Raw genomic sequence first — 23,529 nt, forward strand, 5'->3', positions numbered from 1 at the left:
GGGTGGCCTTACGGCACGGCACGGTCGTTGTGGATACTTGCCCGGTGACCCGACCCCTCGGCCGCCGCCTCGCGCTGCTCTGTGCCGCGCTCCTCGCCACCGCCGTCGCCGCCTGCGACTCCGCCCCCGACGACCCGGCGTTCGTGTCGCCGAGTTCGGCCGCGCCGTCGGGTTCGGGCGCGCCCGAGCCGGCCCCGGCCGCGTTCAGCGGCTGGCACGACCCCGCCTCGGCGGGCAAGCCGTGGGGCGACAAGGTGCCGGGGCTGCTGACGTTCCGGGGCAACCCGACGCGCACGTTCCACGGCTCCGGGCCGATGCCGAAGACCAAACCCGAGGAGCTGTGGCGCTTCCCGAAGTCGGGCAACATGTGCCGGCCGTCGGTCGACGAGCACGGCGAGCGCATCTGGTGCGGCATGGGCTGGACCGGCCAGCCCGCGGTGTTCGAGCGCGAGGGCAGGACCTGGCTCGTGTTCGGGGCGTACGACGGCAAGGTGCACTTCCTCGACGCGACCACCGGCGAACGGCTGCTGCCCGACTTCACCACCAACGACATCATCAAGGGCTCGGTGACCATCGACCCGGACGGCTTCCCGCTGGTGTACACGGGTTCGCGCGACGACTACTTCCGCATCATCGCGATCGACGGCGACAAGCCCAAGGAGCTGTGGAAGCTGTCGGCGTACGCGGTGAAGCCGACGCTGTGGAACAACGACTGGGACAGCTCGGCGATCATCATCGACGACTACCTGTTCGAGGGCGGCGAGAACAGCCAGTTCCACATCGTGAAGCTCAACCGGGGCTACGACGCCAACGGCAAGGTCACCGTCAAGCCGAAGCTGATCTGGAACACCCCGAGCTGGGACGACAAGCTGATCAAGGAGGCCGGGCACAAGACGTTCTCGGTGGAGAACTCGGTCAACGTGTCCGGCAACACCATCTACTTCGCGAACTCGGCCGGGCTGGTGCAGGGCTGGGACATCAGCGGCCTGAAGAGCGGGCAGAAGCCCAAGCGGGTGCTGCGCTTCTGGACCGGTGACGACACCGACGGCTCGATCGTCTCCGACGAGCAGGGCATGCTGTACGTCGGCTCGGAGTACGAGAAGAAGAACGCCCGGTCCAAGACCGTCGGGCAGCTGATGAAGCTCGACCCGAGCAAGCCGAACGACCCGCTGGTCTGGAAGATCGACGAGCGCAACGGCGGCACGTACAGCACCGCGGCGCTGCACAAGGACATCGTCATCTTCGGCACGCACGCCATGGACCTGGTCGGCGTGGACCGCGAGACGGGCAAGATCCGCTGGCGGCACCACGTGCCCGGAATGGGCCACGGCTCGCCGGTCATCATCGACGACGTGCTGATCATCGGTGACTGCAACGCGGGCTGGCTGTACGCGTTCGACGTCGCCGACACCTCGGTCGCGCCGAAGCCGCTGTGGAAGGTCAAGCCGGGCGCGTGCATCGAGTCGACGCCCGCGGTCTGGAACGGCGTGATCTACGTCGGCACCCGGGCCGGCCAGCTGCACGCCCTCGCGCTGCGATGACGGTCACGATCCCGGCCTGGACCGGCCAGGTCGCCGACGAGCAGCCGTACCCGCTGGTCTTCGCGACCGTCAGCGGCGCTCACCTGTACGGCTTCGCCTCGGTCGACTCCGATGTGGACCTGCGCGGAGCGCACCTGCTGCCGATCGCGGAGCTGGCCGGGCTGCGGCAGGGCCCGGCGACGATCAACCACATCGGCGACCGGCACGGCGTGGAGCTGGACCTGGTCACCCACGACCTGACCAAGTGCGCCAAGCTGCTGCTCGGCCGCAGCGGCGACGTGCTGGAGCAGGTCACCTCGCCCTTGGTGGTGCGCACCACACCGCTGCACGCCGAGCTGCTGTCGCTGGTGCCGGGCTGTCTGAACGCGGGCTACGCCGACCACTACCTGGGCTTCTCGATCTCGTCGGAGAAGCTGTTCGCGAAGACCGGCGAGCTCAAGCCCGCGCTGTACCTGCTGCGGGTGCTGGCGACCGGCCTGCACCTGATGCGCACCGGCGAGGTCGTGGCCGACCTGAACCTGCTGCACGAGGACGCGAAGCTGCCGTACGTGCCGGATCTGATCGCGGCCAAGCGGCAGGGCGAGCACCGGCGGCTCGGCGTCGACGAAGGGCTGCCCGGCCCGGAGCAGATCCTCGCCGACACGGTCCGGCTGCGCGAGCAGCTGACCGAGGCCAAGGCGACGACCGCGCTGCCGCCCGCGCCGACCGCCTACGACGCGCTGCACGACCTCGTCGTGCGGGCCCGCCTCGCCGACCGCTGACGGGCCTGCTCGGCGAACCGCTGCGGACGTGAAAGAGCCCGCCTGCGCCCCTGACCGGCGCAGGCGGGCGTTCATGGGCCCGCGTGGGCGGGCGGGGTGCTACCGGCGGCGCCAGTTGCGGCCGCGCACGGCGGTGGCGAAGCCCGCCAGGTGCAGCGCGACGAACAGGAAGCCCAGCAGGGACAGCGTGCCGACGGTGAACAGCGGCTCGACGCCCTCGCCGAGCAGGTCCAGCAGCAGGGCGAGCCCGAAGCAGATCGCGGCGATGATGGCGAACATCGTGACTCCAGTTATGTCAGTAGGGGTTGACTGACACTGGGATGTCCACATGCGCATGAGCGCAAACCTCAGCGCAGTGCCACCAGCAACCGGCCCTGCTCGGTGGTGGTGACCTGGGTGCCCAGTTCCGCGCAGGCCTTGCCGAACCGCCAGCTGATCCACTCCCCCTCGTGCGGCATCGCCAACCGGGTCCGGGTGAAGTCCAGCGCCAGCGGCACCGCCTCGACCGACACCGGCCCGAGCTCGTCCACGGTCACCTCGAACAGCAGCCCGAGATCGTTGCGCAGGCCGGGATCGACGGCGTAGTCGTCGACGAAGTCGCCCATGTCGTACAGCACCGGCCCGTGCACGCCGTGGAAGACGTGCGCCGAGTGCCCGGCGACGAGCGTCGCCCCGGCGGCGAGAAGCTGCGTCGCGGCCTGCCGGACGTGCCCGACGGGGCCGCTGGTCATGTTGGGGCCCCAGTGCGGGGTCACCAGGGCGACGTCGACCTGCGCGGCCATCTCGGCGACCAGCCCGGCCAGCCAGTCCGGCACGCCGTGGCGCAGGTCGGCGAAGGCGACCCCGGGGCCGTCCTCGGTGGCCGCGAAGTCCTGCGGGTGGTCGGTGACGCCGAGCACGCCGAGGCGTACGCCGCCGGCCTCCAGCAGCCGCCACGCCCGCGCCCTGGCCTGGTCGGGGCCCGCGCCGACCACGGCGACCCCGGCCCGGTCCAGGTGGTCGAGGGTGTCGGCGAGCGCGACCGGGCCGAAGTCGAGGGCGTGGTTGTTGGCCAGGGTCACACAGTCGACGCCCAGCCAGGCCAGCAGGCCCGCGGCCCGGGGCGGGGCGCGGAAGAAGAACGGCTTGCCGGGCGCGGGCCACGGCTCGCCGCGCTCGGAGATGCAGCATTCCAGATTGACCACGCACAGGTCCGCCGCGGCGGTGAGCTGCCGCACCTGCTCGGCGAAGATCTCCTCGTACGCGGCGTGCCCGAGGGTGAGCCGGTCCGCCACGGAGCGGCCGAGCATCGTGTCCCCCGCCAGGACGAGCTTCACGCCCTCATTGTGCTCCTCCGGCGATCTTGTGGGTCGGTTTGCCGGGCGAAATCCGGCCGTTCCGACAAGATTCCCGACAGCGGGCGCGGCGAGGGATGATGGGGGCACAGGAGGACGCCCATGCGACCCACTCTGCGGTTGGGCACCATCGCCGGCATCCCGGTCGGCGTGCACTGGTCGGTACTGCTGATCATGCTGCTGCTGGGCCAGGGGCTGGCGACCGCCGTGCTGCCCGCGGGCGCGCCGGGCGGCTCCACCGGGGCGTACTGGATCGTCGCCCTCGCCGTCACCGTGCTGTTCCTCGGCTCGCTGCTCGCCCACGAGCTGAGCCACGCCATCGTCGCCCGCCACTACGGGGTGAGCGTGCGCCGGATCACGCTGTGGCTGCTCGGCGGCATGGCCGAACTGGAGTCCGAACCGCCGCACGCCCGCGCCGACCTGCTCGTGGCGCTCGCCGGACCGCTGGCCAGCCTCGGTGCGGCGGCCCTGTTCGGCGCGGCCGCCGGCGGGCTCTACCTGACCGGCCTGGCCCCGCTGGCCTGGGTCGCGCTGGCGTGGCTGGCGCTGGTCAACGCGGTGCTGGCCGTGTTCAACCTGCTGCCTGGCGCGCCCCTGGACGGCGGCCGGGTGCTGCGCGCGGCACTGTGGTGGTGGCGCGGTGACCGGGCCTTCGCCGCCCGCACGGCCGCGCGGGCGGGCATGGTCGTCAGCGTCCTGATGATCGCGGGCGGCACGCTGCAGGTGCTGTGGCTGGCCGACATCGGCGGCCTGTGGCTGGTGCTGCTCGGCTGGTTCCTGCTGTTCGCGGGCCAGGCCGAGCAGGCCGACGCGCGCCTGCGCTCGGCCCTGTCCGGAGTCCTGGTCCGCGACGCGATGACCCCGCCGCCGCCCGTCGCCGGCTACGTGACCCAGCGCCTCGCCGACTTCATCACCGTCGCCGCCGCGCACCGCCCCGCCGACGCCTACCCCGTGCTCGACCCCGACGGCCGCCCCGCCGGCCTGGTCACCCTGTTCTCCCTGGCCCGCCTGTCCCCCGCCCAGCGCGCCGGCAAGACGCTGCGCGACGTCCGCTTCCCCCTGGACCGCCTCACCGTCCTGTCCCCCGACGACCCCCTCGAAGAAGCCGCCCGCCGCGTCGCCGCCACCCGCCTGCCCTGCCTCGTCATCTCCCAAGGCCTCCTGGTCGGCTTCCTCACCCCCGCCGACCTCTCCCGCACCATCGACCTCCACACCCTGACCGAAGGAAGGGCACCCTCCCATCGTTCTGCGTAGCGGAAGGGCACCTTGTTAACGCCGCACCTCAGCTGAGCTGGGGAGACGCCTGCGGGCTACGGCAGGTGCGGACGGCGGCGGCGTGCCGGCCAGGAGACCGCACCTGGCGGGGCCTCCTGATCGAGCCTGGCGGGCTTCTCGCAGGCAACCGACTGCTGCACCCCGGAGCGGCTTGTTGCACATTCATGGCAACAGCGGATACCTTGCGGAACGTGTCGTCACCCGGTGTCGTCGTCGAGGCCCTCCTGCTCTCCGTGCAGGACGGCAGCCTGCGCTACCGCCCGCGCAGCACCCCGGTCACCGACGGGGCACACCCGGACGACGTCGCGCGCCTGCTCGCGGGCCTGTCGCCGTGCACCGAGGGCGGGCTGCTGCACTCGACCTCATGGCGGGTCGAGCAGGGAGCGGTCGTGCTGACGTACGCCGCCCTGCCCGACCTGGACCCCCGGCACACCCGTCCGGTACGGCTCGACGCGATGACCTCCGGCCCGCACCCGCTCGCGCCCAGCCCCGCCACCGTGGACCTGGACGCCGTCGCCGCGCACGCCTGCCGCCACCTCGCGATGCTCGCCGACACCGACGCCACCGTCGCGGCCGCCACCCGGCTGCTGCCGCAGTTGTGGGAGCCGCTGCGCAAGCTCGCCCCGGTTCCGGCGGGAGCCCTGACGGCCGTCGCGGTCTGACAGGTCCCGCGACTCGGCCCGATCCCGCCTGGTCCGCACCGGCCCTGCGCCGGGCGGCGTCGGCACCCGCCACCCGCTCACGGCGTCGTCATCGGTCCTTCGCGGCAGCGTGTCCAGGCACCCGTTTACGCGAGGGGCGGCCGATCGACGACTAACGGCGCCGCTTATCGGGTAGATGTGGCTGCGAAGGAACTGTCGGACCTTTGGGAGGAAAGCATGAGCCAGACGGCGAGCAGCACCAGCCGGCGCAAGACCACGACCGCGGCGAAGAAGGCCGCGAAGACGCCGAAGACCGCAGTCAAGAGCACGGCGAAGACCACCCCCAAGGCGGCTGCGAAGACCCCGCAGGGCAAGAAGTCGATGCCGGCGACGGCCGTGGGGCAGGACGCGATCACGATGCTCAAGGACGACCACAAGGTGGTCGAGAAGCTGTTCAAGGCGTTCGAGAAGGCCGGGGATTCGGCGTACGCCAAGAAGCGAAAGATCGTCGACGAGGTGATCGCCGAGCTGACCACGCACGCGTACATCGAGGAGAGCCTGTTCTACCCGACGGCGCGCAAGGCCGCGCCGGAGACCGGTGAGCACGTGCTGGAGAGCGTCGAGGAGCACCACGTGGTGGCCTGGATGCTGAACGAGCTGAAGAACGCCGACCCGCGCGACGAGCGCTTCGACGCCAAGATGGCGGTGCTGATGGAGAACGTCCGCCACCACGTCAAGGAGGAGGAGCAGGAGTGGTTCCCGGAGGTCCGCAAGGCGATGAGCCGCAGTGACCTCAAGGAGCTGGGCGCGAAGATGGAGGCCGCCAAGAGCAAGGCCCCGTCGAATCCGCTGTCCCTGAGCAGCGCCAAGGCCTGAGCCCGATCGGCCGCCGCCCCGACCGCGCCCGCGGTCCGGGGCGGTGGCGCTGTTTCGGGGCCGAGGCTGGCATGGTTTCGGGCCGTGGCTGCGGCGGGTCGAGCACGCCGGATACGCCCTGCTCACCGCATCGCAGCGTTAAGAAGGTGCCCTTCCTCTACGCAGAGCGATGTGAAGGTGCCCTTCCTTTCAGGAAGTCGGCGTCGGCGATGGCGGCGGCGTGGGAGTCGTTGTTGAAGTAGACGTAGGCGGGGGCGTCGGCGGGCAAGGTGTCGGTGAGGCGGGCCAGCCAGGTGGTGAGGGCTGCTCGGCCGTAGCGCGGGCGAGGGGTGGCGCGGCCCTCGTGGAGGCGGAGGTAGGCGAAGTCGGTGGTGCGCCAGAGGGGGGTGATCGGGCGGCCGAGGCGGTCGGCCCAGCACAGAGCGGCGTGGTGGTGTTCGAGGACGGCGCGGGTCTCGTCGGTCCACCAGGAGCGGTGGCGGGGTTCGACGGCGACGCGGATGCGCGGCGGGAAGCAGCGCAGGACCGCCGCCAGGGCCTCGGGGTCGGCGGGCAAGGTCGGCGGGAGCTGGAGGAGCACGGGGCCCAGGTGGTCGGCCAGGGCGGCGGTGACGGCGAGGAAGCGGTCGACGGGCTCGCGCGGATCGCGCAGGCGTTTGACGTGGGTGAGGTAGCGGCTCATCTTGACCGCCATGACGAAGCCGTCGGGAAGCTGGTCGTGCCACGCGGCGAACGTGTCGCGGGGCGGCAGGCGGTAGAAGACGCTGTTCACCTCGACGGTCGGGAAGTGCTCGGCGTAGTGCCGCAGCCAGAGCCGCTGCGGCAGGCCGGGCGGGTAGAACGGACCGCGCCAGTCGGCGTACTGCCAGCCGGAGGTGCCGACGAGGATCACGGTTGTCTCGTCACCCGAAGCGGGGCCGGGCAAACCCGCGTGTGATCATCGAGCGGTGGCGGTGACGGGTGTGCACGATCGGGACGAGCTGGCGCGGCTGCTGGGCGGCGCTCCCGCGCTGCACGCGTACCAGCTCGGCGATCTGGACGACTTCTTCTGGCCGTACACGACCTGGTATCGCGACGGCGACGCGGTCGCGCTGGTGTACCACGGCGGCGGCCTGCCCGTGCTGCTCGCCTTCGACGACCGCCCGCAGGGCTCGCACACGCTGCTGGCCGGGCTGGTCCCGCTGCTGCCGCGCCGCTTCTACGCCCACCTGTCGCCGGGGGCCGAGCAGGTGCTGGCCGCGCAGTTCGACGCCATGCCCGGCGGCCCGCACCTGAAGCTGGCGCTGACCGACCCGGCCGCGCTCGCCGACCCGCTCGGCGACGTGCTGACCGGCGCCGACCTGCCCGAGCTGCTGGCGCTGTACGAGGTGGCGTATCCCGGCAACTGGTTCGACGCGCGGATGCTGGAGACCGGGCAGTACGTCGGGGTGCGCCGCGACGGCGAGCTGCTGGCGGTGGCGGGCGTGCACGTGTGGTCGCCGAAGTACCGGGTGGCGGCGCTGGGCAACGTGACCACGCATCCGCGGGCTCGGGGCGAGGGCTTGGCCAGGGGCGCGGTGTCGGCGCTGTGCCGGCGGCTGCTGGACACCGTCGACCACGTGACGCTCAACGTGATGGCGGGCAACGCCGCGGCCCGCTCGCTGTACGCCGGTCTCGGGTTCACGACGGCGGCCGAGTACGGCGAGTTCACCTTCACCGCTCGTTGACGAGTCCCGCCGCGGCTCCTACTCTCGACGCCGTCCGGTGATGTTGGATTTCGTTGGAACGGGTGGAATTCCGTGGGTGGTTCAGAGCTGGTGGCGCTGCGCGCCGCCGCGGTGTCACTGGTGCTCGACGTGGCCGGGCCCGGCCTGCCCCGGGTGCTGCACTGGGGCGCCGATCTCGGCGAGACCCCACTCGACCAGCTGGCCGCCGCGCAGGACGCAGGCGGCAACGCGCTGCCGCCGACCGCGGCGCTGCTGCCCACCCAGTACGACCGCTGGGCCGGCCGCCCCGGGCTCACCGGCCACCGCGACGGCGGCCCCGGCCACCTGCGGCTGACGCTCTGCGCCCCGGTCACGGTCGTGGTCGACCCGACCGGCGGGGGTACGGTCACCGCCCTGTCGCACGACGAGGTCGCGGGCATCGCGGTACGCACCGAGCTGGAGCTGACGCCGCAGGGCCTGGTCCGCCAGCGCCACGCCGTGACCAGCACCGCCCCGGGCGTCTGGCACGTCGACAGTCTGCTCTGCCTGCTCCCGGTGCCTGCCCAGGCCGCCGAGGTGCTCGACTTCACCGGCCGCTGGTCGCGCGAGCGTGCCCCGCAACGGAGCGCGTTCGGCGACCAGACCATCGCGCACGAGAGCCGCCGCGGCCGCACCGGCTTCGGCGCGCCGTCGCTGTTCACGGCGGGCACGCCCGGGTTCGGCTGGCGCACCGGAGAGGTGTGGGGCGTGCACGTCGGCTGGTCCGGCAACCACCAGCACCTGGCCCAGCGCCTGCCCGACCGCGACGGCGTGCTCGGCGGCGGCGAGCTGCTCGAACCCGGCGAGGTACGGCTGGCCGAGGGCGAGACGTACACCGGCCCGTGGGTGCACTTCGCCTACTCGGCAGCGGGCCTCGACGGGCTGTCCGCGGCCGTGCACGGCTGGCTGCGCGCCCGCCCGTCGCACCCGGTCACGCCCCGGCCGCTGACCCTGAACACCTGGGAGGCCGTCTACTTCGACCACGACCTCGCCAAGCTGACCGCACTCGCGCGCACCGCCGCCGAGCTGGGCGTGGAGCGCTTCGTGCTCGACGACGGCTGGTTCCTCGGCCGCCGCGACGACAAGGCGGGCCTCGGCGACTGGCACGTCGACCCGGACGTGTGGCCCGACGGCCTGCACCCGCTCGTGGACGAGGTGACCCGGCTCGGGATGCAGTTCGGGCTGTGGGTCGAGCCGGAGATGGTCAACCCCCGTTCCCGGCTGGCCGAGCAGCACCCCGACTGGGTGCTCGCCGTGCCCGGCCGGCTGCCCGAGGAGCAGCGCTGGCAGCACGTGCTCGACGTGGCCCGCCCCGAGGTCTTCGCGTACCTGCTGGACCGGCTCGACGCGCTGGTCGCCGAGTACCGCCCGGCGTACCTGAAGTGGGACCACAACCGGGACCTGGTCGAGGCGGTGCACGGCGGCGCGGCGGGGGTGCACGCGCAGACCGAGGCCGTGTACCGGCTGCTCGACGCGCTGCGCGAGCGGCACCCCGCCCTGGAGATAGAGTCGTGCTCGTCCGGCGGCAGCCGCGTCGACCTCGGCGTGCTGGCCCGCACCGACCGGGTGTGGGGTTCGGACAACAACGACCCGCTGGAGCGCCAGCACATCCAGCGCTGGACCGGCCTGCTGCTGCCCCCGGAACTGGTCGGCTGCCACGTCGGCCCGCCCGTCTCGCATACCAACGGCCGCGCCACCTCGCTGGCGTTCCGCTGCGCCACCGCGCTGTTCGGCCACGCGGGCATCGAGTGGGACATCACCGCCTGCACCGACGACGAGCGGGCCGCCCTGCGTTCCTGGATCGCGGCGTACCGGCGGCTGCGCGGATTGATCCACACCGGACGCACGGTGCGGGCCGACCATCCCGACCCGACGGCGTACCTGCACGGCGTGGTGGCAGCGGACGGCGGGCACGCGCTGTTCGCGTACGCCCAGCTGGGTTCGAGCGCCCGGGACGGCGCGACCCGCCTGCGGCTGCCCGGCCTGGACCCCGACGCGGCCTACCGGGTGTCCCTGCTGCCCGAACTGCCCGGCCCCCACCTGCACGGCCGCCCCTGGCAACCGAATCTCGTACTCACCGGGGCGACCCTGGCCGGGCACGGCCTGCTCGCACCCCCGCTGCGCCCGGCGGAGGCCTTCGTCCTGGAACTGCACCGCGAGCCCTGACCCACCCACCCCACTGCGTTGATCATGAACTTATGGCACGGCTCGACGGCGTGTCGCTGCCATAAGTTCATGATCACCCAAAGGGGGGTGGGCGCTGCTCGGCCGGGGTCAGGGCTTCTGCTGGCGGCGCTGGGCCTGGATGCCGGCCCCGAGCGCCACGCCGACCGCGATGCCCATGCCGATGCCCAGGGCGAGGTTGTCCAGCGCCAGGCCCAGTGCCGAGCCGATGGCCGTGCCGAGCGCGATGCCCAGGGCCAGGGCGCTGCCCCACTCCTTGCTGCACTCGGCCTCGGGCCCGCCGCTGCCCGCACCGCCGGCCGGCCCCTCAACGGGCTTGTCCGCACCACCGGGCGGGTCTTCCACGGGCCTGTCCGGTCCCCTGTCGGTCATGGTCGCCTCCTACTGCCTACGCGTCCGGTCGGGGCACCACATACCCGACCCGCACCGAACCATGTCAGACGCCGGCAACCCGCGCATCGGCCGACTGCCCGCGGGCGTCCGGCGAGTGGCGGTCGGACCTTGACGCCAACCCCCGGGCGGGTCCGCTCCGCCAGGCCGGTCGCTTCGGCGGGCGACTCACTCCGGCAGGCCGGGGATCGCGAGCTGCCCGGGGATCTCCGGGATGGGACCACCCGCCTCCGGCTCGTCGGACGGCTCATCGGACTGCTCGAACCGGCTTGCACCCGGCGGCAGCGGCACCGGCGGCAGCGGCACGGACGGCAGGTGCGGGAAGAGCCGGGCGAGTGCGGGCAGGCGGCGGGCCGCCTCGGCCGGGTCGTCGAAGTTCCAGTGCTCGTCCTGCAGGGTCTGCAGCCGGGGCTCGCGCCGGTGCTCTTCGACGGCGCGGTAGATGTTGGCGCCGTGGCCGCGTACGCCCTCGAAGGCTTCGGAGGCGGCGTAGTTGAGCTCCTCCCACTCCGGCCACTCGTCCGCGCGCCAGTCGGCGCGCTCGCGACCGGCCAGGGCGAGGATCTGCGACTCGAGGGCCAGCGCGTCGGGGTCGTCGACCAGACGCTCGAAGGCGTCCCGGCCCAGGCTCATCAGCCAGGTGCGGAAGTAGCAGAAGCCGTCGTCGGAGCAGCCGCCGAAGATGCGGTAGGCCGCGCCCCACATCAGCCAGGTCATCGCCCGGTCGGACGCGTCGTCGAGGTGCGCCTCGAAATCCAGGATCTCCTCGACCTCACGTGCCGCGAGCTGCCCCTGGATCCAGCCGGCACGGCGCGCCTGGTCAGGTTCCTCCCGCACCGCACGCCCGACGAGCCCCCAGAACTCCCCCACATCCACGGCAGGCACTCTCCCACATCCGTCCGACGGTCCGACCCCGGCACCGATATCGATCACGGTGCCAGGGCGGCGACACGCCGTCGAGCCGTGCCATAAGTTCATGATCAGCGGAAACGAGGGGCCCGGGCGGGCCGGGGGGGGTGACCCGCCCGGGGTGGAGGGGGTCAGCCTGCGGGGAACAGGCTGCCGTAGTCGGCGAAGGCCATGGCGATGTCGGACTGCGCCCAGAAGCGGTGGTAGGTGAAGGTGGGTGCCGGGCCGGTGCCGTTCATGTACGCCTGGACCGCGGGCCAGGCCGGGTCGGTGGCGTAGAACGGCCGGACGGACATGAAGGTCGAGCTGGAGTTGATCGGCACGCCGGTGCCCATCATGCCGCTGAAGCCCGACGGGACGTACATGCCGGTCTGCGTGGTGGAGTTCCACACGTCGTCGAACCGGTTGTAGTCCTCGCGGACCTCGGGCACCACGATGCCCTTGGTGTCGTTCGCCTTGAGCAGGATCATCCGGTCCAGCAGGCCCTTCGCGGTCGCCTTGGCGGAGTTGCCCAGGGTCGAGCCGTTCTCCTTGGCCGCGTAGTAGGTCAGCGTACGGGCGTAGGCCGCCGCGACGCCGACGTCGTTGCTGGTCTTGGACACCGTGACGTGCAGACCGGGGTTGGCCGCCGGGGTGCCGCCGCCGCTGAAGTTGCCGGACGGCTGGCCCGACCAGGTCATGTCACCGGGGATGGTGAACGTCGAACCCGAGCCGAGCGTCGTGTTCGCGATCGCCCAGGCGACCCACTTGTCGAGGATCGTCTTGGCCTTGGCGTTACCGGTGACGTAGTACAGCTCCGCCACCCGGTGCAGCGACCACGCCTGGAAGCCGAACCACTGGTTGCTCGGCGGGTCGTGGTAGACCGGCTTCACGTCGTACGCCATGCCGTAGAAGGTCGGCGTGCCGGACGGCGGCGCCGAGTAGTTGCCGTTCCAGCTGTTCGTCGCGCCACCGGCGATGGCGCCCTCGGCCGACTGCAGCCAGAGGTAGAAGTCCAGCTGCCGGGTGAGGCTGATGTCCCAGTCGGCCGCCGCCGTGGGCGACAGCGGGCGCAGCGCCGACGGACCCGACGAGCCGAGCACGTACGCCGCCAGCGGGTTCTGGTAGCCCTGGTGGTTGTGGCTGGAGCCGATGCGCCACGACCAGGCACCGCCGATGTCGCCGCCCCAGGCGTAGTACCAGGACATCAGGTAGTTGCTGCTGCTCTTGCCACTGCCCGGCGTGCAGGAGGTCGAGGTGCAGCCCGGGGTCTTGAAGTACTTGTCGTACATCGCGTACCGCAGGAAGTCGCCCATCTTGGCGGCCTTGGCGATGGTGGCCGAGATCTGCGACTGGTTGCCCTGGGCCGTGGCCCACTGCAGCGCCCAGTACGCGGCCTCGACGGCACGCGCGTCGGCGTCCGGCGCGTTGGTGTAGCGCCACTGGTTGGTGCCCGAGCCCTGGATGAACAGCGACGGGAAGTTCGCGAACCGGCCCGTGTCACAGGACGGGTGCGCGACCGTCTCCCAGGTGGACTCCTGCGGCCCGCGCTGGAACGTGTTGATGTAGGTGACGCGCTGGGTGCTGTCGCCGCACTCGGCGCCGGTGCGGCCGGTGCCGTACTTGTACACGTCGTCGACGTCCAGCAGCCAGTGCATGCCGTAGATGTTGCGGTTGCCGTACGTGCTCTGCAGCTCGTTGGCCAGCGGGTCCTGGCCGGCGACCACGCTGGTGCTCAGCGCCACCGGGTAGCCGTTGGGCTGCAGCGACTCGGGCGCGTAGTCGGCCGGGTCGCTCGGGTTGTACGTGCTCTGCCCCGGCTGGGCGGCCGCGGACGGGATGATGTACTGCTCGGTGATGTTCCAGGCGTTGTTGAACGGGGTCCAGTTGCCGGTGACCCGGCCGTACTGTGCCTCCATCCAGATCCAGAAGCTGAACGCCTCCGACGTCGTCTCGTGGCCGTGGTCCGGCGCCTCGACGAGCAGCGTCTCGATGGTGTGGTACGGAATGCCCTCCGGCGAGAAGTAGCCGTTGGCCGGGTCCTTGAGCTTGTTGTACTGGGTCGTGAACTCGGTGATGTAGGCGTTGGCGGTGTTCTCGTCGTCGACCTCGGTCGCGGTGACGGTCACCGAGGTCAGCCCACTGGACGCGACCGTGATCGGCCGGGTCCCGTTGGTGCTGTCGGAGTCCTGCGCCGCCGCCAGGGTGACGTTCTGCGTGGTGTTCCAGTTGCTGGTGGTGAACGTCAGGCTCGCGCCGGACGAGACCGTGATGCTGGTGTCACCCGAACCCGCGGTGTTCGTGACCGTGACATTGCCGGTCGGCTGGATCGCCAGGCGCACCGCGTACACGGCCGTCGAGCCCTCGGGCACGCTCACGCTGGTCGGCGAGACCACGAGGGACTGCGTGGTGGTCGTGTCGTTGTCGGCCTCGGTCGCGGTGACGGTCACCGAGGTCAGGCCGCTGGACGCCACCGTGATCGGACGGGTGCCGTTGGTCGTGTCGGAGTCCTCCGCCGCAGCCAGGGTCACCGTCTGGGGAGTGCTCCAGTTGCTCGTGGTGAACGTCAGGCTCGCACCCGACGACACCGTGATGCTGGTGTCACCCGAACCGGCCGTGTTGGTCACCGTCACGTTGCCGGACGGCTGCGCAGCCAGGCGCACGGTGTACGTCGCCGTGCCGCCCTCCGGCACGCTCACGCCGGTCGAGGAGACGACCAGCGACTGCGGCGTGACCGAGTCGTTGTCGGCCTCGGTGGCGTTGACCGTCACCGACGTCAGACCGCTGGCGGCGACCGTGAACGGCCGGGTGCCGTTGCTGGTGTCGGAGTCCTCCGCGGCCGCGAGGGTCACGATCTGGTTGGTGTTCCAGTTGCTCGATGTGAACGTCAGGCTGGCGCCCGACGACACGGTGAGGTTGGCGTCACCCGAACCAGCGGTGGTGGACACGGTGACGTTGCTGCTCGGCTGGGCCGACAGGCGTACGGCGTAGGTCGCGGTGCCACCCTCGGGCACGCTCACCGACGTCGGCGACACGACCAGGCTCACCGTCGGCGTGGTGCCACCGCAGGAGACCCCGTTGATCGCGAAGTTGCTCGGGTTGGTGTTCGTGCCGCTGTAGGTGCCGTTGAAGCCGATGCCGGTGGACGCGCCCGTGGCCAGGTTGCCGTTGTAGGACAGGCTCGTCGCGGTGACGTTCTGCCCGGACTGGCTGTAGTTGGCCGACCAGCCCTGGATGCCGCCCTGGTTGCCGGGCCAGGTCCAGGTCAGCGACCAGCTGGTCAGCGGGTCGCCGGTGTTGGTGATGTTGATGTTCGCGCCGAAGCCGCTGCCGTTGTCCCATGCTTTCGTATAGGTCACCTGGCAGGACACGGCGGCGTGGGCCGGGGACGCGATCGTCGCCCCCGTGACCACGACCATGGCGCCGACCGCGACCAGCGCGACACGGCGTCTCAACGTGCGGATACTCACGAGATCTCCTCATGGAGCGGGTGCCGGCCGCATGTCCCGGATCGGGCCGTGGACGGGACGGATACGCGGCGGCCGCGCAGCGGCCAACCAGGCGCCGTCCGGTCCCACCGGTTGCCCTCGGCCGCCCGATCCGCGTGAGGCTCCACACGAGTAGATGCATCGTCGCATCGACCCTTGCTGATCACAAGGGTCGATCATGCAGCACTTTTCAGCCCCCTCTCAACCTTCCCAGGCAACGCACAGCAGGCCCCTTCCACGTCGATCATGAACTTATGGCACGGCTCGACGGCGTGTCCCTGCCCCAACTTCATGATCGACAGCACGACTGCCGCTGGACCGTATACCTCGGCGAGCGGTTACATCTTTTTTGATGTGGCCACATCAAAAAAGATGTAACCGCTGTTTGCCGATGTGCCGCGCAGGCGCGGGCAAACCGGCAGCCGAGCCGGGCGCGCATGTCGCGCGTCCGGCGCTACTCCCACCAGACGGCCATGTGGGGGTGCAGCCGATCTCTCAGACACGAGGAGTGGGCCCACATCACCTGCATGATCTTCTGGCCGGCGATCGGGGCCAGCTGCACCTGCATCCCGAACTCGTCCTCACTGACGCGGATCACGGCATGGCAGAAGCAGCATGTGGCGTTCCCGCTGTCATCTGCCATCTACACCACCGCCTCTCTGTCGATCTCGTCGAGAATCGCCGGATCGAGGTCGACGATCGGATCGGCGGCGGCATGGCCGGCCACCGTTCCCCAGGGAATCGTCGACAGGTCGATCTCGACGGCACCGCTGATCAGAGTGAAGGCGTGGCCGCGTTCGAAGGCCATCAACAGCGGCTCGTAGGGATCGGGCAGGTCCGGCAGTTCCGCGCCGCGAACCACGTGCAGGGTGTACCAGTGCAGCGCGTCCTCGCACGCCAGCATGCCCGGACCGGTCGACGCCCCGACCCACCGGACCCGTCGCACCAGTTCGGGATGGGCCCGCACCGTCGAATCGACCATTTCGGCGAGCGCGGGGAACGGCCAGTCCTCGGACGAGTACGCCTGCGACCATAGGGCCGCCCTGCGCATGTGCTCACGCATGAGCAGGCGGCGCGACGGCAGCCGGGCGCCGAAGGCGAAGCCCGACCGGTCGATCGCCTTGAGCCTGGCCAGGAAGCCCGTCGGGGACAGCGAAGTGATCACCACGCCTCCCGAACAGACTCGATCTCACGCACAGGCTCGCACCGCGCAGCCGTCGCGTCCAGCGGAAATCACCGGGCCGTCAGCCGCGCAACACCAGGCCGCGCCGCTCGCCGGTGAACCGGCCGGACTCGACCACGACGTGACCGGCCAGCACGACATGCTCGACGCCGGTCGGGCGCACGTCGGGCACGGCGTAGGTGCCGTCGTGGCCGATCGTCGCCGGGTCGAACACGACCAGGTCGGCGACCGCGCCGGCGTCGACGAAGCCGCGTCCGGTGAGCCCGAACTGGTCGGCGATCGCCGAGGTCATCTTGCGGACCGCCTCGGGCAGGGTGAGCAGGCCGCGCTCGCGCACGTACTCGCCGAGCACCCGGGGGAAGCAGCCCCAGGTGCGCGGGTGCTGCAGGCCGACCGGCGGGCCGTTGTCGGAGCCGATGCCGATCAGCGGGTCGGCCATGATGGTCTCGACGTCGTCCTCGGCCATCATCGTGACCACCATGCCCGCCCCTGGGTCGCCCAGCAGCACCTCGCACAGCGTGTCGAAGGCGTCGGCGGTGCCCGCCAGCTCGGCCAGGGTGCGGCCGGTGACCTCGGGCCGGGTCGTGTGCGTGGTGACGAACACGTCGGCCGGGGTGACCCGGGCCCAGAAGCCGTTGGGCTGCGTCACGTCCTCGGCCAGGGCGCGCAGCCGCGCCCGCTCGGCCGGGTCGGCGAGCCGGGCCCGCATCGCCTCGGTGCCGCCGACCAGCGCCGCGCCAGGCAGCAGGGCGTTGAGGAAGGTGCCGCCCGCGCGGTACGGGTACTGGTCGCCACGCACGTCCACCCCGGCCAGGCGGGCGGCGTGCAGCTTGGCCAGCAGCGCCTTGCCGCCGCCGTGGTTGGCCTTGCCGGCGACCTTGCAGTGCGAGATCTGGAGCCGGACCCGGGCCTGCGTGGCGATGGTGATCGCCTCGTCGAGGGCCTCGCCGAGCCGGTCGTCCTCATTGCGCATGTGGGTGGTGTAAGGCCGGTTCCAGCGGTGCGCGACCCGGGCCAGGGCGATCAGCTCGGCGGTGTCGCCGTAACTGCCGGGTGGGTAGATCAGGCCGCTGGACAGGCCGACCGCCCCGGCCGCGAAAGCCTCGTCGGCCAGGCGGCACATCTGCTCCAGCGCGCCGGGGCGCAACCGCTCGTCCATGCCGTTGGCGTACGCCCGCAGGGTGTTGTGCCCGACCATCGCCGCAATGTGGTTGGTCGGACCGGTGGCGGCGATGTCGTCGAGGTAGCCGGCGAAGTCACGTGGCACGACCGGCACGCCCCCGGCCAGTTCGGCGAACAGCGGCCCGGTCGCCTCGATCGCGGCGGCGTCCAGCGGTGCGAAGGAGAAGCCGCAGTTGCCGACGATCTCCGTGGTGACGCCCTGGTGCAGCTTGAACGGCTGCGGCTGCGGCATCAGCGGCACCGGGTCGGAGTGGCTGTGCGCGTCGATGAAGCCCGGCGCGACGGCCAGGCCGGTCACGTCGATCTCCCGCCGGGCCGGGCCGAGATCAGCCCCGACGGCGCTCACCCGGTCGCCGGTGATCGCGACGTCGGCGACGACGCCGGGACCACCCAGACCGTCGTACACCGTGCCACCGCGCAGCAGCAGGTCATGCATGTTCAAGCCTCCAGGGGCAAGGGGTGGGGGTCGTGCGGGTTACCGGTCAGGTGGTGATCCGGGCGCGGGCCGCGGCGGCGAAGGCGATCAGGCCCGCCGCGATGACGGGCAGGCCGACGCTGAACAGCGCCAGCGCCCCGAGCGCGCACAGCAGCACCCCGGCCACCAGCAGTGCGGGGGCCCGCCTGCGCCGCGAGCCGAGCGTGCCGCCCAGCGTCAGCGCCGCCGCGACGAGCAGGCCGCCCACGAACCAGAGCACCGGCGTGCCGCCCTGCTGGACGACGGCTATCACGTACCCGCCCGCCGACAGCAGGCACAGCAGCACCACGACCAGCGGCAGCCAGTCGATACGGAGCCGGGTACGCGCAGCCACGCCGTCATTGTCCCCGAGGTGGCGGTCCCGGTCCGACCAAACGGGGCGAAGGGGTCAGCGGGCGATCCATTCCGTGGCGGTGGTGACCTCGGCGAGCGCTTCGGGGTCCGGTTCGACGCCCACGCCCGGCCCGGTCGGCACGGCCAGGTGCCCGTCGGCCAGCACGAACGGGGCGGTGATGTCGCGGCGGAAGTAACGGTCCGAGGCGGACGTGTCACCGGGCAGGACGCAGCCGGGCAGCGCGGCCAGGGCCACGTTCGCGGCGCGGCCGATGCCGGTCTCCAGCATGCCGCCGACCCAGACCGGCACCCCGTTGGCGGCGCACACGTCGTGCACCCGGCGGGCCTCCAGGTAGCCGCCGACGCGGCCGGGCTTGATGTTGACGACCGACGTCGCGCCGAGCGCGATCGCGTCGGCGGCGGCCCGCGCGCTGGTGATCGACTCGTCGAGGCAGATCGGGGTCCTGACCTGCTTGGCCAGCTCGGCGTGGCCCCGGATGTCGTCCTCGGGCAGCGGCTGCTCCATCAGCAGCAGCTCGAACGGGTCCAGCTTGGCCAGGTGGCGGGCGTCGGCAAGGGTGTACGCCGTGTTCGCGTCGACCTGGAGCAGGATGTCGCCGAAGCGCTCGCGCACCGCGCGCACCGGCTCGACGTCCCAGCCGGGCTGGATCTTCAGCTTGATCCGCAGGTAGCCCTCGGCCAGGTAACCCGCGACGGCTTCGAGCAGCTCCGGGATCGAGTCCATGATGCCGACGGAGACGCCCGCGGGCACCCGGTCGCGCACCGCGCCCAGGTGCGCCGCCAGCGGTGTGCCCGCGATCCGCAGCCTCGCGTCCAGCAGCGCCATCTGCACCGCCGCCTTGGCCATCGGGTGGCCCTTGATCTTCGCGAACGGCACCTCGGCCAGGTACGGGTCCGCGTCCGGCAGGCTCAGCACCGCCGGGATCAGGAAACGCCGGATCACCTCGGCGGCTCCGTCCACGTACTCGCTGGAGTACAGCGGCTCGGCCATCGCCACGCACTCGCCCCAGCCCTGCGCCCCGTCCTCGGTGACCGCGCGCACCAGCAGCACGTCGCGGTCGTGTTCCACCCCGAACGAGGTGCGGAACGGGCTGACCAGCGGCATCGCGATCCGGCGCAGCTCGAACCCGGTCACCTTCATGACTTCTCCTCCAGCACGTACCAACCTTCACGGCTCATCCCGGTGATCCGGTAGCCGGTCTCCAGCGCCCCGCAGATCGCCTCGCGCACCGCGGTCCGCCACAACTTCGCCACGTCGCGGTCCTGCGCCCGCAGCCGTTCGATGTCGGCCGGCACCGCGACCAGCAGCACGGGGGCGCCCGTGGGCGGGCGGGTCGGCGGCAGGGTCGGCGCGTCGGTCGAGGTGCGGCTCAGCAGCTCGGCCGCCCCAGCGGCGCGCAGCGCGGCCAGGTCGACCTCGCGCACCGCACCACGAGCGGCGGCCGACGCGGCCGGGGACAGCAGCTCCCAGCGGATGTAGAGGCGGTCGGTCGCCTCGCCCGTGTTGATGCCGTCGTTCATCTCGCCGTAGAAGTCCGGCAGGTACTCGGCCGCCGTCGCGCCGAGCTTGTGCAGGTTGACGTGGGCGTTGCGGCGCACCAGGGGGTCGAAGGTCCAGCAGATCTCGCCGATGCCCCGGGCCAGGGTCCAGGCCCGCTGGTGCTGCTTGAGCGCGAAACCCACGCCGCCGCTCTGCTTGGCGGGGTCCACGCCGGCGATGTGCGAGTGCAGGTGTCCGGTGCCGAAGAAGCCCACGGCCGCGCCGATGAGGTCGTCGCCGCGGTAGGCCCCGACGACGTAGTTGCCCGAGTGCTCCAGCGCGCGCAGCATGCCGGCGTTGATGAGCTGGTCGGGCGAGTCGGCCCGCCAGACCCGGCACAGCAGGTCGGCCGCGCGGTTCTGCTCGGGCACGGTGGACAGCTCCCGCATGCGTACGCCCAGCCGATCGGCCGCGGCCCGCGCCAGCTCCTCGGCCTGCACCACCGCGTCCACGGTGATCTGCTGCGTCACGTCGCCCCACTCTCCCCGCCGGCTCGTCATGCCCTGAGCGTATGGCCGCGCGAGTCGACGCCGATGGTCGCGGTCGACGAAAACGACCACCGCCGGTGGTGCCTTCGCACAAGGCGGCAGTCCGGACGTCAGGACGGCGGGCTGACCGTGGCGACGAGCGTGAGCGCCTCGCCGAGCGTGCGCGGCCGCAGCACACCGTCGGGCAGCTCGTCGGGCCAGCCGGGCCCGGCCGCCGCGACCACGGCGGGGCGGCGCGGCAACTCCAGCACGGCCAGCAGCGTGGCGAGGTCGGCGGTGTCGGGCTGGTGCGACCACACGACGACGATGGCCGGGCCGGTGCGGCGTACGGCGTCGAGCAGGGCGCGCGGGGGGACGCGGGCACCGAGCAGCCGGGCGGCGACGCCGCGTTCGGCGAGCGCGGCGGCCAGGGCCTCCAGGGGCAGGCTGTGCTGCTCCTCGTCGGCGCAGGCCAGCAGCACCGGCACCGGTGAGCCGGGCGCGGGGCGGCGGACCCCGCCGAAGACCTCGCTGACGCAGCGCGAGACGAGGTGTTCGACGTCGACGAGGCGCTGGGTGGCGGCGTGGCGGTTGCCGATGCCGACGAGCACCGGCACGAGCAGGTCCTGCCAGGCGTCGACGACACCGTGCTCGGCGACGGACTCCTGCACGAGGTGGCGCACGGTCAGCGCGTCGAGGCGCATGGCGGCGCGGGCCAGGCCGCGGGCCTGCGCTCCGGCCCGGCCGACGGCGACGGTGTGGCCGCCGCCGTCGCGGGTGTGCGGGCGCTCCTCGGTGAGCTGGGCGATCCCGTCGCGGCCGGCGGAGCGGGCGACGCGGGCGGCTTCGGCGGCGGGCACGCCCTGGGCGGTGAGCCGGCGCATGGTCTCCAGGCGGGCCAGGGCGTCGGCGTCGTAGCGGCGGTGATGGCCGGGGTCGTGGCCGCTGGGGCCGAGCCCGTAGCGCTGGTGCCAGGTGCGCAGCGTGGTGACGGCGATGCCGAGTCGCCGGGCGACGGCGCCCGCGCTCAGCCCTTCGTCCTCGCCTGCCACGTCAGCAGCCTATCGCAGCGTACAGTTGCGTTGATTGCTGCATCGTTATCTCCCGCCGACGCCTGGGGATGATCATGAATACCGTCGTCCTGTTGCTGACCCGCGATCTGCGCGTGCACGATCATCCCGCGCTGGCCGCCTCCTGCGCCAACGCCGAACGGGTGGTCCCGCTGTTCGTCGCCGACCCGGCGTTGACCGTCCCGGGCAACCGCCGCCGCTTCCTGCTGGAGAGCCTGCAGGACCTCCGCGACGGCCTGCGCCGCCGGGGCGGCGACCTGCTGGTGCGCTCCGGCGACCCGGTCGCCGAGGCGGTGCGCACCGCCCGGAAGGTCGGCGCCGAGGGCATCGCGCTGACCGCCGACGTGTCGGCCTACGCGACCCGCCGCCAGGAGCGGCTCGCACGGGCCTGCTCGCGCGAGCGGCTGGCGCTCAAACTCTTCCCCGGCGTCACGATCGTGCCCGCCGGCGAGGTCACCCCGTCCACGGGCGGCGACCACTACAAGGTGTTCACCCCGTACTGGCGGGCCTGGCAGTCGTCGCGCTGGCGCGGCACGGTCGCCACCCCGCGCAAGATCCACCTGCCCGACGGCGTCACCGGCGACGACCCGCGCACCGTGCTCGGCGATGCGAAAAGCGAGTCGCCGCACCCGATGACCGGTGGCGAGAGCGAGGCGCTGCGCCGCGTCAAGAGCTGGAAGACCAAAGCCGCCGCGTACGCCGACCGGCACGACGACCTGCCCGGCGACGCCACCTCGCGACTGAGCCCGTACCTGCACTTCGGCTGCCTGTCCCCGCTCGCCCTGGCCACCGCCGACGGCATGCCCGAGGCGTACGTCCGGCAGCTGTGCTGGCGCGACTTCTACCACCAGCTGCTGGCCGCGTTCCCGAAGCTGCGCACGCAGGCCTTCCGGCCGGGCGCGCAGGAGCAGTGGCAGGACGACCCGGTGGCGTTGCAGGCGTGGCAGGCCGGCGAGACCGGGGTGCCCATCGTGGACGCGGGCATGAAGCAGCTGGCCGCCGAGGGCTGGATGCACAACCGGGCGCGGCTGGTCACCGCCTCATACCTGACCAAGACCCTCGGGCTGGACTGGCGCGACGGCGCGGCCTGGTACGACCGGATGCTGATCGACGCCGACGTGGCCAACAACTACGGCAACTGGCAGTGGGTCGCCGGCACCGGCACCGACACCAAGCCGTACCGGCGCTTCAGCCCGGACCGGCAGGCCGAACGCTTCGACCCCGACGGCGAGTACGTACGCCGCTGGACCTGAGCGGGCCGTCAGCCCGCCCGGCCGTAGCCCCACCCCATCCGGGACTTCATCGGCCCGGTCCCCGTGGCTGAGACGTGCGCGATCAGCACGGACCGCAGCGGCTCCGGCGGGTCGGGCCGGCCTTTCCACTCCAGGGTGGTGAACAGATCGGCGGCGCCGTCGAGCTGTTCCGGCGTGGGCGCGGCCAGCACCTCGAAGATCGACTCAACGGACTCCCGCAACAGCATCCGCTGCGGCGCGAGTTCATACCAGGGCGTGCCGCCCCCGGGCACCGGCGGGGCGTGCGGGGTGAAGCCTGCCCAGGCCAGTAGCACCGCGATCCGCTGCGCGGCATCCGGAAAGCGCACGGCGGTGAGTTCGGCGAGCCGCTCCTCCGCGTCGTCCTCCCGCTGGGACGTGGCCTCTGCGGCCTCGGTGAGCCCTGACGGGGCGGCCTGCACCCACGCGACCCGGCGGTACTCCTCCTGCGCCTCGTATTCCGCCAGCATCCGCTGGATCTCGCGGGGTCCGGTCAGACCGTGTTCGGCGAGCCAGTCCGTGAGCGCGGGGCCGTCCCGCAGGTCGGCGTCGCAGTCCCCGATGCCCCGCAGGCTGGTCTGGTGATGCAGGGTCCACTGAGCGATGTCCTGGCCGGCCGCGTCGCGCACGAGGATCGTCGGCGAGCCAAGGCACCGGCAAAGATCGCCCGTGCCGCCGTCCACGATGGCCAGGAGGTCGGCCAGCTCACCGATCTCGGCACCGGCGAGCGTGATGCGGTCGGCATCCGGTTCGTGTACTTGGTGCGGGGACGTCCCGACGATGACGACCCCTGCTGCTTCGCTCAGGACCCGTCGCAGGGCGGCCGTGGTGGGAGCCTCATCGTCGCGGATGCCGAGGGTGAAGTCGTCGCGGTGGCCGGTCACG

The 23,529-nt window shown here is 72.0% G+C and carries 22 protein-coding genes; 8 read left to right on the forward strand and 14 right to left on the reverse strand.

Going from position 1 to position 23,529, the window contains the following annotated elements; genetic code table 11:
- The first annotated feature begins 44 nt into the window (after positions 1 to 44).
- Both AB0B66_RS36505 and AB0B66_RS36510 read left to right on the forward strand, forming a co-directional pair.
- Complete coding sequence (locus tag AB0B66_RS36505) at positions 45 to 1,541, forward strand: PQQ-binding-like beta-propeller repeat protein (protein WP_360538774.1); 1,497 nt, start codon at positions 45 to 47, stop codon at positions 1,539 to 1,541.
- A complete protein-coding gene (locus AB0B66_RS36510; RefSeq protein ID WP_360538777.1) occupies positions 1,538 to 2,302 on the forward strand; it encodes a nucleotidyltransferase domain-containing protein in 765 nt (254 codons plus the stop codon). The genes AB0B66_RS36505 and AB0B66_RS36510 overlap by 4 nt, the downstream gene beginning before the upstream one ends.
- A gap of 99 nt (positions 2,303 to 2,401) precedes the next feature.
- On the opposite strand, the gene AB0B66_RS36515 is transcribed toward AB0B66_RS36510, so the two are convergent.
- Positions 2,402 to 2,581: a hypothetical protein gene (locus tag AB0B66_RS36515; protein WP_360538780.1), complete on the reverse strand. Its 180-nt coding sequence runs from the start codon at positions 2,579 to 2,581 to the stop codon at positions 2,402 to 2,404.
- Between the two features lie 68 nt (positions 2,582 to 2,649).
- On the reverse strand, positions 2,650 to 3,618 hold the full coding sequence (locus AB0B66_RS36520; protein ID WP_360538783.1) for a CapA family protein: 969 nt from the start codon (positions 3,616 to 3,618) through the stop codon (positions 2,650 to 2,652).
- Between the two features lie 120 nt (positions 3,619 to 3,738).
- Between AB0B66_RS36520 and AB0B66_RS36525 the strand changes: the two genes are divergently transcribed.
- The 3 genes from AB0B66_RS36525 (at position 3,739) to AB0B66_RS36535 (ending at position 6,428) form a co-directional block, all read left to right on the forward strand.
- Positions 3,739 to 4,890: a site-2 protease family protein gene (locus tag AB0B66_RS36525; RefSeq protein ID WP_360538786.1), complete on the forward strand. Its 1,152-nt coding sequence runs from the start codon at positions 3,739 to 3,741 to the stop codon at positions 4,888 to 4,890.
- A 212-nt stretch (positions 4,891 to 5,102) separates the two neighbouring features.
- Positions 5,103 to 5,573, forward strand: coding sequence for a hypothetical protein (locus AB0B66_RS36530; RefSeq protein ID WP_360538789.1), 471 nt, complete (start codon positions 5,103 to 5,105; stop codon positions 5,571 to 5,573).
- 216 nt (positions 5,574 to 5,789) lie between these two features.
- Positions 5,790 to 6,428 carry a hemerythrin domain-containing protein gene (locus AB0B66_RS36535; protein ID WP_360538792.1) on the forward strand — a complete coding sequence of 213 codons (639 nt, stop codon included), beginning with the start codon at positions 5,790 to 5,792 and terminating at the stop codon, positions 6,426 to 6,428.
- 157 nt (positions 6,429 to 6,585) lie between these two features.
- On the opposite strand, the gene AB0B66_RS36540 is transcribed toward AB0B66_RS36535, so the two are convergent.
- Positions 6,586 to 7,320: a DUF72 domain-containing protein gene (locus AB0B66_RS36540; RefSeq protein WP_360538795.1), complete on the reverse strand. Its 735-nt coding sequence runs from the start codon at positions 7,318 to 7,320 to the stop codon at positions 6,586 to 6,588.
- 55 nt (positions 7,321 to 7,375) lie between these two features.
- On the opposite strand from AB0B66_RS36540, the gene AB0B66_RS36545 reads away from it, so the two are divergent.
- Positions 7,376 to 8,134, forward strand: coding sequence for a GNAT family N-acetyltransferase (locus AB0B66_RS36545; RefSeq protein WP_360538798.1), 759 nt, complete (start codon positions 7,376 to 7,378; stop codon positions 8,132 to 8,134).
- Positions 8,135 to 8,206: 72 nt separating this feature from the next.
- Positions 8,207 to 10,318, forward strand: coding sequence for an alpha-galactosidase (locus tag AB0B66_RS36550; RefSeq protein WP_360538801.1), 2,112 nt, complete (start codon positions 8,207 to 8,209; stop codon positions 10,316 to 10,318).
- 108 nt (positions 10,319 to 10,426) lie between these two features.
- On the opposite strand, the gene AB0B66_RS36555 is transcribed toward AB0B66_RS36550, so the two are convergent.
- The 10 genes from AB0B66_RS36555 to AB0B66_RS36600 all read right to left on the reverse strand — a co-directional run bounded on the left by AB0B66_RS36555 (position 10,427) and on the right by AB0B66_RS36600 (position 21,355).
- On the reverse strand, positions 10,427 to 10,708 hold the full coding sequence (locus AB0B66_RS36555; RefSeq protein WP_360538804.1) for a hypothetical protein: 282 nt from the start codon (positions 10,706 to 10,708) through the stop codon (positions 10,427 to 10,429).
- Positions 10,709 to 10,894: 186 nt separating this feature from the next.
- On the reverse strand, positions 10,895 to 11,611 hold the full coding sequence (locus AB0B66_RS36560) for a DUF4240 domain-containing protein (protein ID WP_360538807.1): 717 nt from the start codon (positions 11,609 to 11,611) through the stop codon (positions 10,895 to 10,897).
- A 155-nt stretch (positions 11,612 to 11,766) separates the two neighbouring features.
- Complete coding sequence (locus AB0B66_RS36565) at positions 11,767 to 15,084, reverse strand: glycoside hydrolase family 48 protein (RefSeq protein WP_360538810.1); 3,318 nt, start codon at positions 15,082 to 15,084, stop codon at positions 11,767 to 11,769.
- A gap of 472 nt (positions 15,085 to 15,556) precedes the next feature.
- Positions 15,557 to 15,700, reverse strand: a complete 144-nt coding sequence (locus AB0B66_RS36570) for a hypothetical protein (RefSeq protein WP_360538813.1) — start codon at positions 15,698 to 15,700, stop codon at positions 15,557 to 15,559.
- 45 nt (positions 15,701 to 15,745) lie between these two features.
- The gene (locus AB0B66_RS36575) at positions 15,746 to 16,267 is read right to left on the reverse strand and encodes a hypothetical protein (RefSeq protein WP_360538816.1); all 522 of its coding nucleotides are present in this window, start codon (positions 16,265 to 16,267) and stop codon (positions 15,746 to 15,748) included.
- Between the two features lie 79 nt (positions 16,268 to 16,346).
- Positions 16,347 to 17,903 carry a D-aminoacylase gene (locus tag AB0B66_RS36580; RefSeq protein WP_360538819.1) on the reverse strand — a complete coding sequence of 519 codons (1,557 nt, stop codon included), beginning with the start codon at positions 17,901 to 17,903 and terminating at the stop codon, positions 16,347 to 16,349.
- Positions 17,904 to 17,949: 46 nt separating this feature from the next.
- Entirely contained in the window at positions 17,950 to 18,276 is a 327-nt protein-coding gene (locus AB0B66_RS36585; RefSeq protein WP_360538822.1) for a hypothetical protein, read from the reverse strand.
- Positions 18,277 to 18,330: 54 nt separating this feature from the next.
- On the reverse strand, positions 18,331 to 19,437 hold the full coding sequence (gene menC / locus AB0B66_RS36590) for an o-succinylbenzoate synthase (protein ID WP_360538825.1): 1,107 nt from the start codon (positions 19,435 to 19,437) through the stop codon (positions 18,331 to 18,333).
- Entirely contained in the window at positions 19,434 to 20,336 is a 903-nt protein-coding gene (locus AB0B66_RS36595; protein ID WP_360538828.1) for a GNAT family N-acetyltransferase, read from the reverse strand. The genes menC and AB0B66_RS36595 overlap by 4 nt, the downstream gene beginning before the upstream one ends.
- Positions 20,337 to 20,434: 98 nt before the next feature.
- Positions 20,435 to 21,355, reverse strand: coding sequence for a MerR family transcriptional regulator (locus AB0B66_RS36600; RefSeq protein ID WP_360538831.1), 921 nt, complete (start codon positions 21,353 to 21,355; stop codon positions 20,435 to 20,437).
- A gap of 74 nt (positions 21,356 to 21,429) precedes the next feature.
- Between AB0B66_RS36600 and AB0B66_RS36605 the strand changes: the two genes are divergently transcribed.
- The gene (locus tag AB0B66_RS36605; protein WP_360538834.1) at positions 21,430 to 22,626 is read left to right on the forward strand and encodes a deoxyribodipyrimidine photo-lyase; all 1,197 of its coding nucleotides are present in this window, start codon (positions 21,430 to 21,432) and stop codon (positions 22,624 to 22,626) included.
- Between the two features lie 8 nt (positions 22,627 to 22,634).
- Here AB0B66_RS36605 and AB0B66_RS36610 read toward each other — a convergent pair whose 3' ends face one another.
- Complete coding sequence (locus tag AB0B66_RS36610) at positions 22,635 to 23,528, reverse strand: hypothetical protein (RefSeq protein ID WP_360538837.1); 894 nt, start codon at positions 23,526 to 23,528, stop codon at positions 22,635 to 22,637.
- Position 23,529: the final 1 nt, after the last annotated feature.

It is taken from the genome of Catellatospora sp. NPDC049111 (assembly GCF_040648615.1).
Classification (GTDB): Bacteria; Actinomycetota; Actinomycetes; order Mycobacteriales; family Micromonosporaceae; genus Catellatospora; species Catellatospora aurea.

Coding starts and splice junctions, on each gene's coding strand:
- AB0B66_RS36510 (WP_360538777.1), top strand. CDS start 1,538: ATGACGGTCACGATCCCGGCCTGGACCGGCCAGGTCGCCGACGAGCAG.
- AB0B66_RS36515 (WP_360538780.1), bottom strand. CDS start 2,581: ATGTTCGCCATCATCGCCGCGATCTGCTTCGGGCTCGCCCTGCTGCTG.
- AB0B66_RS36525 (WP_360538786.1), top strand. CDS start 3,739: ATGCGACCCACTCTGCGGTTGGGCACCATCGCCGGCATCCCGGTCGGC.
- AB0B66_RS36535 (WP_360538792.1), top strand. CDS start 5,790: ATGAGCCAGACGGCGAGCAGCACCAGCCGGCGCAAGACCACGACCGCG.
- AB0B66_RS36555 (WP_360538804.1), bottom strand. CDS start 10,708: ATGACCGACAGGGGACCGGACAGGCCCGTGGAAGACCCGCCCGGTGGT.
- AB0B66_RS36580 (WP_360538819.1), bottom strand. CDS start 17,903: ATGCATGACCTGCTGCTGCGCGGTGGCACGGTGTACGACGGTCTGGGT.
- menC (WP_360538825.1), bottom strand. CDS start 19,437: ATGAAGGTGACCGGGTTCGAGCTGCGCCGGATCGCGATGCCGCTGGTC.
- AB0B66_RS36595 (WP_360538828.1), bottom strand. CDS start 20,336: ATGACGAGCCGGCGGGGAGAGTGGGGCGACGTGACGCAGCAGATCACC.
- AB0B66_RS36605 (WP_360538834.1), top strand. CDS start 21,430: ATGAATACCGTCGTCCTGTTGCTGACCCGCGATCTGCGCGTGCACGAT.